Genomic DNA, 12,666 nt, shown 5'->3' on the forward strand with positions numbered 1-12,666 from the left:
CATGGTCCTACTTGGTTTCCTCTGACCACAAGAACCTTCCCCATTGTCTTTAGAGGCCGGTTTCCAAATGGAAATCGGCCTCTTATTTTGCATAGCAGTTATCCCACATTTTTAGTATATCTACATTTCGGAAAACTGCTGCACCCTAGAAACTCTCCTCTTTTTCCTTTTTTCAGCACCATCTGGCTGCCACATTTACTGCAGTTTCCGTGACTGCTGACTGTTTCAGTCATCCTTTGCTTAACCTGCTCTGGCTTAACAGCTGCCGCTGAATTTAACTCAAGAATAAAATCTATTAGTTCATCTCGGTCTACCAGCCTAACATTTCCTGTTTGTGCCAGCTCTCTGGCTGCTTTTGTGAAATAGCTGTTCGTAACGACCCATGCTTCATCTGCCTTATAATAAGACTTCGCCCCGATAACTTCTTGAACAGCCTTAATTCCGACGTCTTTAGAATACCGCTTTGCTTGGGCGACGATTTTTCTCCCTTCCTTCTTTAGTACTAAATCTGCGCCATAGTCTCCACTGGCATTTGTCACTTCCACTCCATACCCTCTAGACAAATATAGCTCCTTTAAATAATACTCAAATTGAATCCCGTCCATCGAATCAATCTCTTCAATTCTAGAATTTCGCAGCCGCTCATTGGCCCTTTTTCTTTTATTCGAAGCGATGACAACCATTACAATCATTGTCAAAACAACAACCACACCAGTGACATAAAGATCTTTTGTAATAAATAAGGAAGCGCTGGCTACTAGTAAAAAAATTAAATTTATTGCCTCATCTATTTTTCGCTGTTGTTTCTTTGTTCTTCTCATACCTAATCCCCCCTTTATCATGAATACCTCCTACTATTCTACCATTTTTCACCAGCTAACAATCGATTAAACTCGACAATATTCCGATGATATTCATTTAATCAAACGATTGATTTAATATGCTACAAACCCTCCTATAAAGGCACTAGTGTCAGAAATCGGCGAAGAAACTTGTCGAAGAAGCGTAATAATATGTAGTAGTTATATATCTTTTTGATAACGGGCCTTTTTTCTCATTTTTTATTAGCTGAAAAACCTAGGAAGCCTACCTGCGAATAACTTCTCCTTACTGCAAAAATCATTTTTTTACCTGCATGATTAGCCCTTTCACCTGCAAATCCCTGCCATTTACCTGCATGACTATCTCAATGACTAATCCAAGTAGCTGAAAAAGCCAGGCGGACAGCCTGACTTAGGTAGTTAAATGTCAAATCAGCCTGAGATCTAGCATCGATTCAAAAATTGAAGACTCTTTATAGTACCAGCTTTCCTGAAAAAAATCCTACCTGCCAAAAACTCTCTCTTACCTGCAAAATACATTTTTTTACCTGCATGATTAAGCCTTTCACCTGCCAATTCCTTTTATTTACTGCATACCTATCTCAAAGACTAATACAAGTAGCTAAAAAAGCCAGGCGGCAGCCTGGCTTAAGTAAATGTATGTTCAAATCAGTCTGAAATCCAGCATCAATCCAGTAATTGAAGACTTCTTTATAGTCCCGTCTTTCCTGAAAAAAATCCTATCTGCGAAAAAACTCTCTCTTACCTGCAGAATTTATTTGTTTACCTGCATGATTAAACCTTCCACCTGCCAAATCCATTCATTTACCTGCATGACTATTTCTTAGACAAATAGCAAAAAAAGCCAGGCGAAAAAGCCTGACTGTGACCACAAGAACCGTCCCCACGGTCTTTGAAAAAACGAGAACAACTATTTATTTACGATTAGCACCAGCATAAAACCGGTCCCTCACCCGCTTTAGCCGCGCATGGTAATTCAGTATATCCAGCCGTGCCTTTTCTGCCTCTGGAGCAATCGGCCGCAGGTTCTCGATGTCCCAATACTCTACAATGACATCCAGCACTTGGTCAAAATACTCAAGCGGACCGTAATTGGCCTCCTTTGCGATAATAGCCATCCGATCTTCAAAATCAGGCATGACTGTCCCTGGCATTTGAAAGTTTTTAATCACATATCCAAGGTAATAGCAATAGTTCGGCTCTAATTGCAGGTGCAGCTTAATAACATCGCGATAGAAGGCATAATGCAAGGTTTCATCTTTGGCCAGTCTTCTAAGAAGCGTCGCCAATTCTTTATCATGCGGTCCTGCAACCTTCGCCACATTATAATAGAAAACCATCGTCGCGAGTTCCTGGAGCGAGGTATACACCATCGTTTCGAAAGGGGTATGAAAATCGGGCTCCCAGCCTCCTTCTACCGTCATCTTGTGCAATTGGCGAATCCGGTTAGGATCAGCGTTTCTTGTAATCAATAGATAGGTCTCCAAAAGGTTGGAATGCTGATCCTCTTCTGCCGTCCAGGTATGTACAAAATCCTTGATAACAGAAAGCGACCCTTTAAAAGTTTGATCCAAATGGGAGGTAAACCAAGGCAGATTCACCTCAGTTAAAAGTGCCGTCTCTACTGCCGTTACCACACCTTGCGGCAGTGTTACCTGCTCTGGTTTCCACGGTACTCTCTTGAAACTCTGCGCTTTATCCCAAGGCAGGAAATCATGATAGCCCCAATCTATTTTTGCAGCCCTTCGTTTATGTTCCTCATATAATTCCTTTAATTGCGGCTCAAGTCTGAAATCTAAATGGTTCGTTAACAACTTATCCCTCTCCTTTTCACTACTCTACCGTATCACTCTATTAAAACACATAATTAGAAACTTTCCGAATTTAAGACTTCTATTTTTAATAAGAACCCGCCTGCTAATCGTACAATTAACCTAGCTTTCGACAAAATTACTTAAAAATATTATTAATCAAACGTTTGATTAGATTGAGAAAGAAACCAACAGTACCATTGATTTCCTTGTGAAAAATTGTGCAAGGATTGTCGAAGAAAGAAAAAAATATCCCTAATCCAGCTTGCCTTCTGGATTAGGGATATTAAGGGGCCATAGGGACGGTTCTCATGGTCCTATTTAGTTAGTGATGACCACAAGAACCGTCCCCATGGTCACCGTCACCTGGTCACGCCCATGGTCACGTTAGAGTTCCTTCCTTCTTCCTTTTCTCCTTTTTCACTACATACAGCATATATAGCCCCATGATCAAATAGGTGAACATCATGCCTGTAATTAATCGTGCTTCCTCGTTAAAAGTAGTAAAAGAAAGCAGCAAGGTTGGAAGGTGAAGGGCAATTAAGGTTATAGGCAGCACCGCTGTCTTTGCCCAAACCGAAAAGAAAATAATAAACAATAGAAAGATCGCTCCAATAAGGTAACTGACCGCCAAGCCAAATTCAATAACCGGCGTTTTATAGATAGTATCAACAATCAATATAGCCCCAATGAAAAGCATACTAATCATAATCGGTAACATAAATATCAAAAGCTCTTTCATTCTCGAAACTTGATTCCTAGCTACATAACGGAAGGCAAACATCACTCCCGCTATAAACAGGATGCTATTAACCACCGTTCCGAGAATCTTTAATAAACTATAGCTTAACGGACCTTCTATCAGGTCACCCAAAACTGAAAACGACATCGCACCTAGGATAATGAGCGGAACATATTTTGCCCAAGCTCGATAGTCATTTTTCATCTCACTCGAAATGCTCATCATATACTCTTTCGGAGAGGCACCTACAATTTGATCAATCGATTTGCCATTTTGTTCGGCTTCTAATAGATGAACCTCAAGTTCTTCGGTAATCTCTGTAATCTCCTGATCGTTCTTCCCGCTTGAAAACAGGTATAGCTTTAGATCATCGATAAATTTCTGGCTTTTTTTTGAAAGTTGATATTCCACCAAATCTCCACCTCTCGCTTTAATTCCCTTCTTTTAAAACCGCGTTGACACATTTCTCAAGCTGAAACCATCTCACTTGAAACTCTTCTAATTCCTGCTGACCCTTAGCGGTCAGCGAATAATATTTTCTCTTTGGGCCGGCAGTTGAATTTCTAAGGACAGATGTTACAAATCCTTCACGCTGCATTCTCATTAATAATGGATAAATGGTCCCTTCACTAATCGTATCAAAACCATACTCACTTAAACTTTCGGCCATCTCATATCCATAGCATTCCTTCCTGGCAATGATGGCCAGGAGGCACCCGTCTAATATTCCCTTCATCATCTGTGTTTGTGACATAGCTTCACCGCTCTCACTATCTTGTATTGCAAGGTATGTATTCAGTATAAAATAATATACCTTGCATTACAAGAGTAATATTGGATAATTTATACAATTAGGCAAAAAACCGTGGGGACGGTTCTCATGGTCCCATGTGGCTAGTGCCATGAAGACCATGAGAACCGTCCCCACGGTCCCGAAAGGAGCAGACGTCTCAACTGCCCCCCATTTCCCACTATTTTTTAAAATAAAGTTCCCCTAAAATTTCTTTCTGCTGATAACTGCCTCGTATAAGCTCTTTTTCCACAAAGGCGATCAAATCTGACGGTTCAAGATCGTACATAACCTCAATTTCCTTTGCAAATAACAGTTTTTCTTTTTCAAGTAAGCTAGAAAGAGAAGGCTGTGGCTTTGGCTGCATTTCCTCCTGATTTAGAACGCGCTTTAATCCATCCACATAATATTCAAGAGGACGTCCGCCAACCATTTTTACCCCTTTGTTTTCTTCATTGATCATAATAATCGTTGGGAATCCTCTCGCACCGAGTTTTCTCGCAAGAGCAAAATCTTCATTTAATAATTGCTGTCCTGCTGGCTGTTCCGCTTCATGGACAATCGCTGCTCCATCAAGACCCAGATTATTGACGATATCAACCATCACCGGGAGTTCTGCAATATTTTGATTAAAGGCGAAAAGCTCTTCTCTAGCACGTCGTAAAAATTCATACGCCAATGCCTCTCCATGATTTTTTTGAATCACCTTATAGACACGCGAAGGCGGAAAAGAGGATTGAACGGGATTGTCAATCATCAGGGACCCGTCAATTGGCATACGGGAATGTTCTCCAACCTCCCTCCAGTGAGGAGCGACATCTGCCGGTTTATAAATCCCATTTGCAGGATCGATGGGTCCATCATGCCATTTTTCCAATAATCCACCCATCACCGGATGAAAGTTAAAATAGTGACCGTACTGCTCTTTAAATCGGCGAAGGACCGGTTCAATCGCCCAGCAATGTGAGCAAATCGGATCCGTAACATAATAAACTTCTATGGATTTCTTTGGCTGATTAAAATCAATCATCTCCATTTCTTCGTCCCCAGCGACGCCGCATACACCCGTTTCTAAATCACATACCATATTATTGTTCTTCATTGTTCCATCCTCCTATAATGTGTTCTATTTGCTTTATAAGACTATCTTAGTAAATAATGAAAGGGAGCCATACCAATAGTTCCTTCGATATGTCGTTTATCCAACACATTGAAGAAATTGTTGAAAAAATAGGAGTGACCACAAATGACTCAACCAAAAACCGATCCCCGAGTGCTCAGGACTCGGAGATTAATTATGGATTCGTTCATTGAACTTTCCGCTAAAAAGGAATTTAAGGATATTACCGTCAAAGATATTACGACTGAGGCGATGATCAATCGGGCCACTTTTTATTATCATTTTGAAGATATTTATGACTTGTTGGAGAAGGCTTTGTCGGAAGTTTTGTTGGTGAAATTGGATGCTGATGTGTACAAGGATGACACGCTAAATGAAGAAGTGTTTGTTAGTATTTTCATAGCGATCACTAATTTTCAACAGTCATTATCCAATCGCTGTCATAGAGGCTACGAAGATACCATTGCCCGTATTATAAGAGAGCAGCTCGAAATTATTTTTTATAAAATGCTCGTTAAACAAAAGGCTTTTGCGGAAGATAAAGCCCTTAAAGGGATCGCAGTTATCTTAAGCTGGGGCGTTTACGGGGCTTCTGTGGAATGGAAACGTAAGGGTATGAACGTCAAGCCGGAGGATTTCATTAAACCTGCCATTCCGTATTTATTGAGTGGGATGGATCATGAGTAAAGCCTGTGCTTGGCGGCATCAGGCTTTACTCATGATTCCTTATTCAAATGATAGATGAGCTGGACAACACCCGAGGAGAACGATCTTGTTTGGACCAATTTCAAATTTACCCTCTCTTGTAAATCCATAAACAACGGTTTTCCTTCTCCCAAAATGACATAATCTAAATTCATCAACAAGCCCTAACTCAATAAAACTGGTGATCAGGCTTGCTCCGCCATATAGCCAGATATCTTTACCAGGCAGGTTCTTTAATTTATGGACTTCTTCGGCTAGGTGATCATTTATGTAGGTTGCGCTATGGTCTGTCCTTTTTTGGGTTCTGGAAAATACATATTTTTGCTTACGATGTACGACGTCCCATAATTCTTTTTCCGGGTCAGCAGCTCCTGGTTCCGGCCTATATTGCCCCCATAATTCATAGCTCTTTCTGCCATAAAGAATGGTATCAATTTGGTTTAAGAAATCTAGAAACCCCATGTCCTCGTCCATGATGCACCAATCAATTTCTCCATTTTTCCCTTCAATAAAACCATCTAACGTAACGGCTAAATCTAAAATTACTTTTCTTGGCTTTTCTTCTAAAGACATTTATTTGACTCCCTTCATTTTATTTTTTGTGTTTGGGATTACTCCCAGCCTTTTTTTATTCACATAAAACTCAATGATTAGGACAGGAAGAACGATCACAACGAATAAGATGCTAAGTGCAATGTTATAGGGCTGTTCAATAGATAAAAATGACTTCACTAACATAAATAAAACGGCGAATAGATAGATTATTTTAGCATTCTTCGCGATAAACTCCAATTTTAGGGTCCTCTATTCCTCTTATTTGTATTCAGTACTATTTCTATAATAATAGTAAGAATCCTTCCTCTGCCAATCCAATAAGTGCATAACAAAAAGTTGTCACGCTATATTGTATTTTGAGATAATCCAATTAATTGTTTTTATGTAAAAATATTACTATGAGGAGCAATATTTAATGAGGCGATTACAAATAGGGATGTGGCATCGCTTTGACCCATCTTTCTGGAAAAAATACAGTCATACTCTCATTACAGGCTTAGAGGTATCTCAATTTACCTCTAAAGAAGATTATATTTTATTAAGTAAGTTTTCTAGTAAACAAAACTTGAAAATAGGGATTCATGCGCCAATATATTCTCATCAGGACTATCCTTTACTCTCAAGTACCGACAAACACGAAAGAGAACAGGCTATCGTAGAGATTGAGAGACAAGTAGCAGATTCAAGTATTGTACGTCCCGATTATATTTTATTTCATTATCCCTTCCCGCCTATATTTCCAAAGTTGAAAAATAACAGGCTTTGGGAAGAGCCAAAAGACTATGCATACTTTGATTATAGTGACTATACCAAAGAGCAGCTGCGGGATTACAGCTCCTGCTTATTTGAAAGTCTGGTGAATTTTCAAAATAAATATAATCAGAGAATCGTATTGGAATATGACTTTTTCGGTGAATTTCAAGAAGTATATGTAGAAATGTTCAAAAAGTATCCTGAGATTGGGGTAGTGTTAGACACACAACGCTTGGACTATCACAAAAGAGCGTTTCCAGGATTTAATCCTTACTCCTTAATTGATGAAATCCATCCATCTGTCTATTTAGTTCATTACAGTAATACATACTATGGAAATGTAATGAAGAGGCATCTGCCAGTCCTTCCCTTTCACCAGGAAAATGAACTGTATGGAGATTCCATTTCCTATCTGAAATACTTGGCTCAAAAAAATAAGGCTTTCCATCTAACCTTTGAGCATAACCCTGGACTGGTAACTCGTGAAGAACTTGAGCAATGTTAATCTTACGCATCTGAAATTTTGAACCTGATTTAGTTTCTTCGAATATGGGAGGCTAGCATTTTGTTGAGGACGGATATAGACAATTGGTTACCGATTTCCATAAAAGAAATCCATCAAGTATTCTCGAATATCCCGGCATTTTGGTGTTTGGCAGGAGGAGAGGCATTAGATTTACACATGGGTAAAAAAAGCAGAGAACATAGTGATGTCGATGTTGTCATCTATCGGGAGCAGCAGCAAATACTTTACCAGTCTCTAAGCAGGGAGTGGACGTTATATAAAGTATCAAACAAAAAGCTTACACCTTGGAGAGATGGGGAATTTTTAGAGTCTATCAATGATGTTTGGGTGAGTAAGAATGCAAATTCTCCTTTTTCATTTCAGTTGATGTTTCTCGAAAGCGTAAATGATGAGTGGGTTTATAGAAGAGAAAAGTCTATTAGGGTGCCAAAAAGCAGGATCTATCTAAAAACGAGTGAGGGCATCCCCTATTTGAAGCCGGAAATTCAACTACTATATAAGGCTGGTTCATCGAGAATGAGAGAAAAGGATTTTAAAGATTTTCAAACCTTGCTCCCGGTACTAACGGAAGAAGAAAAAGACTGGCTGAAACTTTCCCTGATAACGCAATTTCCTGAAGGACATCATTGGATTGGATATCTTTAAAAATACCTTATTTACAGCTTTATGACATACAAAACTCCCTTTGCCTATTTAAGGGAGTTTTCTTATTTGATCTACTAATGTTACTTTTTTCGAGGAATCGTTAGGGTCTGCCAATCACTAGATTTCAAATACTTAGCAATATAAATGATTTGCCCAATATGATACGAATAATGGTACATTTGGCGTTCAATCGCTTCTATCACGGAATGGCGTTCATTTCGGATGGTGATAGTTTGTAAGAGGTGTTCCTCCTTAAGATTATTCAATGCAGTGAAAAAGGTTTCCCACCCAAGCTTCCACCGTTCCATTACCTGTTCTTTTGTTGTAAGATCTCCCGCAAATTCATCATCACGATTTCGATATGGTTTTTCCCCATCGGTGGTAAGAAAATCCGTCCAGCGGGATACCATATTCCCACTCATGTGTTTGATAATAATCGCGATACTATTGGAATCTTCATTCGGAGACCAAAATAATTCGCTGTCGGTTAATTGCTCGATGGCTTTTTCAGCTGTTACTTTTGCTTCGACAAAGCGCTGCGTAACTGTTTTCAAATACTCTTTACCTATGTTCATCCTTTCACCTCGGCACTTTTATTTATATAAATTAAATCCCCTTTATAACATTTACACCTGCCTATACTATTCATCTTAACTCTCTTTTACTACATGAAAAAGAGCAACATACTTTAAGAAATGCCTCTTGTCATAGAATTTCTGATGCAGGCATCTGCACAAATAATGCATAAAGTGAATAACGTGTTAAAAAGCTTTTTAGGAGTGAAAACTCATGGATATCCCTGTTTCCGGTTTTATGTATGCTTCAGATGGCTCAGACCCGATGCATTCCCATCGGCTATACATTACTTCTTGGGACGGACGTCCCGTTCATGTTCATGGTTTTAGCGGTATCACATCCTTTGACGATGGACACAGCCATCAATATGCAGGGCAGACCGAACCGGCACCCACCGGGGTCCCGCATACCCATAGATATTTTACCTTTACTTCGGTTGATGACAGGCATAGACACCAAATTCAAGGAGTAACAGGACCTGCCATCCCTCTTCAAAATGGCGGGCATTATCATGAATTTAATGGCGTCACCACCGTTGAAGGCCTCCGGCCGCATAGACACTTTTATAGCGGGAGAACAGGGCTATAATTCAAATCATTTGAGGCGAATTTTTTTAAAAAAAGGGAGGTTTCTACTTAAATAGAAACCTCCCTTTTTACATTACCAGCATCTGCATCTAAATAAACAGCCAATATTCCGGCATTGCTTGCGTTCGTTGTAATCGTTTTGCTTTTTTTCATGATTGCAACGATTGCAATCATTGTCTTTCTTTTGACCATAATGGTCGTTTCTTTTTTCTCTGCAGCCACAATCATACTTTTTGTAATAATCTTGTTTGTCGTTGTGCTCTTGCTTCTTGTTGCAATCATCGTGCTTGTCATTCATGTCTTGTTTTTTGTTGCAGTCATCATGCTTGTCGTTTTGGTCCTGCTTTTTGTTGCAGTCATCGTGCTTGTCATTCTTGTCCTGCTTTTTATTGCAGTTGCAGTCATCATGCTTGTCATTTTTGTCCTGCTTTTTATTGCAGTCATCGTGCTTGTCATTCTTGTCCTGCTTTTTATTGCAGTCATCGTGCTTGTCATTCTTGTCCTGCTTTTTATTGCAGTTGCAGTCGTCTTGTTTGTCATTTTTGTCCTGCTTTTTGTTGCAGTCGTCTTGCTTGTCATTTTTGTCCTGCTTTTTGTTGCAGTCGTCGTGCTTGTCGTTTTTGTCCTGCTTTTTGTTGCAGTCGTCTTGCTTGTCGTTTTTGTCCTGACATTTGTCGCAATCATCCTGCTGGCCGTTATGATTCTGTTTTTCCTTATCCTCGTGCTTGTCTTTACCATGATGATGCTTGTGATGATGCTTCTTCTTACCTTTCATTCCCCTAACTCCCCTTCTTAACAAACTTTTATATAGTTAGTTTATTAAGAGGTTCGAAAACGGTTTGGACGAACTGCCATCATCAGTCATTTTGGGCTTGAAAGTGACCGTGGGGACGGTTCTCATGGTCACAATGGCTATTTCAGGTCACCATCTGAACCGCCCCATGGTCCCCGCCCTTTTAATCACAGAATGCAAAGGCACCAATAATAATTAATAAAATAAACAAAACGATTATTATGATAAAACTATCGCAGCCACGGGTTTCAACACATGGAGCAGCATAGCCGTAATGCATTGGATGTTGGGGAAGTACATTAGCCCCCATAGTATTTGATGGAATCATATTATCCATTGTTACACTTCCTTTCATTTGCATAAGAGCTAGTTGGCCAATACCCTATATCATACACAGTAAAAAGAAATTGGAGCCCGTCTAGGTATAAAAAATGATTTTGTTTTAGCCGGCAAACCTTTTTGGCTAGCTTTTTTTATGGGGTTTAGAAGGGTTTTCTATAAATAAGGGAATTAAAAATGGGTTTGACTTTATTGAGTGTTGGCGGGGTGGTGGATTTTGGGACTAAATGCTTTGATTCCCTCCAGAAGGTAAAAAGGGGATTATAAGGAACCAAAAGAGGTCTTTGATTCCCTTCAGATGGTAAACAACAGACTAAAGGGAACCAAAAATCGTCTTTGGTTCCCTCTTGATAGTAAACGAAGGTTGGGAGGGAACTAAAACTAGGTTTTGACTCCCCTAGTTCCATAATGGCCAGTGCGGAGGGACACAAGAACTCATCTTGCTCCTTATTTCTACTCTGATTCACGCAGTCATGTGAAAGATTCTTGGTTGTGACCAGGAGAACCGTCCCCATGGTCCCTTAAGCGGTTTTCTCCAGCTTTTCTCCTTTATATGCCCCGATTTCAGGCAGCGGTTTAAGCGCTAACATCGCAAGGACCATAAAACCAGCCAAGAATAGGTAGAAGAAGGTCCAACCGCCAATACCCAACAGCAGTGGTGCGATTGCGGGTACGATGGATTGTGGCAGCGCATTGGCGACGTTCATTAAACCAAAGTCCTTCGCCGCATCTTCTTTGTTTGGTAAGATTCGCGTCACCAGCGCCATGTCAACGGATGAGAAGCATCCATACCCCAGCCCTAAGATGACGGAAGCAATGATAACAGCAGTATAATTTGGAATAAAAGTAAAGATGGCCAAACCAACTAAAATCACAAAGGCTGATCCATACAAGAAAGGCTTTTGTTTTTTCAATCTATCAGATAAAACACCGCCAAGAATACTAGTTAGAGATGTTGCAGCTAATCCAATCAGTGTAATAGTTCCAACGCTGGTTGTTGCTTGCGCTTGTGAAAATCCTAAACGATTGACGAGCATAACCGTTGTATAAAGAGTGGCACAATATCCCATCATGAGGAGAAACTTTGAAACGATGGCCCATGTAAATTCAGGGAACTTACGCGGACTTGGGTAGACCTTGTTAAACTTTTCCTTAAGTGATACTTTTTCTTTTACCACATTAGGAATTTCTACTTTGCCGTCACGGATGATGAACAAGCTAATGATTGGGCCAACAAGACCAATAATAGAAACAAGAGACCATTTCGTGAGAGTCGTGGCTGTAGGAATAAACATCATCAGCACCATACCAATAGCAACACCAACAGGCATAGCTAATCCCAATAATCCAGAAATGGTGCCGCGCTTTTCTTCCATAACTTGATCTGGAATTAACGCGGTGTAAGCGGCCATTCCAAAATTGAAGAAGAGCTGTGCCACACACCAGCAAACAATCACGTGCCAAATTTCTGTCGCTAACCCAATTCCAAACAAAGCTGCGCAGCCAAACATAGGTCCGAAGAGAATCCAAGTACGTCGGCGGCCAAATGCAATATTCGTCCGGTCACTGACAGCTCCTCCAATTGGATTACCGATTAAGGCAAAAAATGCACCAATTCCAGCAATTAGCCCGTAAGATGCGGTGTAGCCATTTGGATCAATTTCCATCATTTTAAATGTTAGCAGCATGGCAGCCGGCGTTAACAGTCCTACCATCATACACGTATATCCAAGCATAATTCCAAAAGTTAATCTGCCAAATGGCGTTTTTACCTGGCCCATCATTGTTCGTTCAGCCATTTTCCTTCCTCCTAAGTGAGAGCGATTTCATTATTTATCTAAAAATCCCCTCATGATTCAAGCCGGCATTTGAAATCATGAAA

At 40.1% G+C, this 12,666-nt stretch carries 15 protein-coding genes and 1 pseudogene; 5 read left to right on the forward strand and 11 right to left on the reverse strand.

Annotated features, from left to right (window positions below):
- Positions 1 to 98 precede the first annotated feature (98 nt).
- From SFC47_RS17070 to SFC47_RS17090, 5 genes are all read right to left on the reverse strand, one after another.
- Positions 99 to 821, reverse strand: coding sequence for a restriction endonuclease (locus tag SFC47_RS17070; RefSeq protein ID WP_411255515.1), 723 nt, complete (start codon positions 819 to 821; stop codon positions 99 to 101).
- Positions 822 to 1,756: 935 nt separating this feature from the next.
- Positions 1,757 to 2,656 (reverse strand): acyl-ACP desaturase, encoded by a 900-nt coding sequence (locus tag SFC47_RS17075; RefSeq protein WP_411255516.1) that lies wholly within the window; start codon positions 2,654 to 2,656, stop codon positions 1,757 to 1,759.
- A 379-nt stretch (positions 2,657 to 3,035) separates the two neighbouring features.
- Complete coding sequence (locus SFC47_RS17080) at positions 3,036 to 3,806, reverse strand: HAAS domain-containing protein (protein WP_411255517.1); 771 nt, start codon at positions 3,804 to 3,806, stop codon at positions 3,036 to 3,038.
- 19 nt (positions 3,807 to 3,825) lie between these two features.
- Positions 3,826 to 4,149: a PadR family transcriptional regulator gene (locus SFC47_RS17085; protein WP_411255518.1), complete on the reverse strand. Its 324-nt coding sequence runs from the start codon at positions 4,147 to 4,149 to the stop codon at positions 3,826 to 3,828.
- A 217-nt stretch (positions 4,150 to 4,366) separates the two neighbouring features.
- On the reverse strand, positions 4,367 to 5,287 hold the full coding sequence (locus SFC47_RS17090; protein WP_411255519.1) for a DsbA family protein: 921 nt from the start codon (positions 5,285 to 5,287) through the stop codon (positions 4,367 to 4,369).
- A gap of 144 nt (positions 5,288 to 5,431) precedes the next feature.
- Between SFC47_RS17090 and SFC47_RS17095 the strand changes: the two genes are divergently transcribed.
- Complete coding sequence (locus SFC47_RS17095) at positions 5,432 to 5,992, forward strand: TetR family transcriptional regulator (protein ID WP_411255520.1); 561 nt, start codon at positions 5,432 to 5,434, stop codon at positions 5,990 to 5,992.
- 29 nt (positions 5,993 to 6,021) lie between these two features.
- Here SFC47_RS17095 and SFC47_RS17100 read toward each other — a convergent pair.
- Both SFC47_RS17100 and SFC47_RS17105 read right to left on the reverse strand, forming a co-directional pair.
- Positions 6,022 to 6,583: pseudogene (locus SFC47_RS17100) on the reverse strand (dihydrofolate reductase family protein).
- Positions 6,584 to 6,742 carry a hypothetical protein gene (locus tag SFC47_RS17105; RefSeq protein ID WP_411255521.1) on the reverse strand — a complete coding sequence of 53 codons (159 nt, stop codon included), beginning with the start codon at positions 6,740 to 6,742 and terminating at the stop codon, positions 6,584 to 6,586.
- A 238-nt stretch (positions 6,743 to 6,980) separates the two neighbouring features.
- Here SFC47_RS17105 and SFC47_RS17110 point away from each other — a divergent pair, with 238 nt between their 5' ends.
- Together SFC47_RS17110 and SFC47_RS17115 are read left to right on the forward strand one after the other, a co-directional pair.
- A complete protein-coding gene (locus SFC47_RS17110; RefSeq protein WP_411255522.1) occupies positions 6,981 to 7,823 on the forward strand; it encodes a sugar phosphate isomerase/epimerase in 843 nt (280 codons plus the stop codon).
- Between the two features lie 60 nt (positions 7,824 to 7,883).
- Positions 7,884 to 8,489 carry a nucleotidyltransferase domain-containing protein gene (locus SFC47_RS17115; RefSeq protein WP_411255523.1) on the forward strand — a complete coding sequence of 202 codons (606 nt, stop codon included), beginning with the start codon at positions 7,884 to 7,886 and terminating at the stop codon, positions 8,487 to 8,489.
- Positions 8,490 to 8,569: 80 nt separating this feature from the next.
- On the opposite strand, the gene SFC47_RS17120 is transcribed toward SFC47_RS17115, so the two are convergent.
- Positions 8,570 to 9,064: a DUF1572 family protein gene (locus SFC47_RS17120; protein WP_411255524.1), complete on the reverse strand. Its 495-nt coding sequence runs from the start codon at positions 9,062 to 9,064 to the stop codon at positions 8,570 to 8,572.
- Between the two features lie 214 nt (positions 9,065 to 9,278).
- On the opposite strand from SFC47_RS17120, the gene SFC47_RS17125 reads away from it, so the two are divergent.
- On the forward strand, positions 9,279 to 9,653 hold the full coding sequence (locus SFC47_RS17125; RefSeq protein ID WP_411255525.1) for a YmaF family protein: 375 nt from the start codon (positions 9,279 to 9,281) through the stop codon (positions 9,651 to 9,653).
- A gap of 47 nt (positions 9,654 to 9,700) precedes the next feature.
- Here SFC47_RS17125 and SFC47_RS17130 read toward each other — a convergent pair whose 3' ends face one another.
- Positions 9,701 to 9,880 (reverse strand): hypothetical protein, encoded by a 180-nt coding sequence (locus tag SFC47_RS17130; protein WP_411255526.1) that lies wholly within the window; start codon positions 9,878 to 9,880, stop codon positions 9,701 to 9,703.
- 16 nt (positions 9,881 to 9,896) lie between these two features.
- Here SFC47_RS17130 and SFC47_RS17135 point away from each other — a divergent pair, with 16 nt between their 5' ends.
- Positions 9,897 to 10,448 carry a hypothetical protein gene (locus SFC47_RS17135; RefSeq protein WP_411255527.1) on the forward strand — a complete coding sequence of 184 codons (552 nt, stop codon included), beginning with the start codon at positions 9,897 to 9,899 and terminating at the stop codon, positions 10,446 to 10,448.
- Between the two features lie 160 nt (positions 10,449 to 10,608).
- Here SFC47_RS17135 and SFC47_RS17140 read toward each other — a convergent pair whose 3' ends face one another.
- Positions 10,609 to 10,782, reverse strand: a complete 174-nt coding sequence (locus SFC47_RS17140; RefSeq protein ID WP_411255528.1) for a YjcZ family sporulation protein — start codon at positions 10,780 to 10,782, stop codon at positions 10,609 to 10,611.
- Between the two features lie 523 nt (positions 10,783 to 11,305).
- A complete protein-coding gene (locus tag SFC47_RS17145) occupies positions 11,306 to 12,583 on the reverse strand; it encodes an MFS transporter (RefSeq protein WP_411255529.1) in 1,278 nt (425 codons plus the stop codon).
- Positions 12,584 to 12,666 lie beyond the last annotated feature (83 nt).

The sequence above is a fragment of the Neobacillus niacini genome (assembly GCF_046591715.1).
In the GTDB taxonomy this organism is placed as follows: domain Bacteria; phylum Bacillota; class Bacilli; order Bacillales; family Cytobacillaceae; genus Neobacillus; species Neobacillus niacini_L.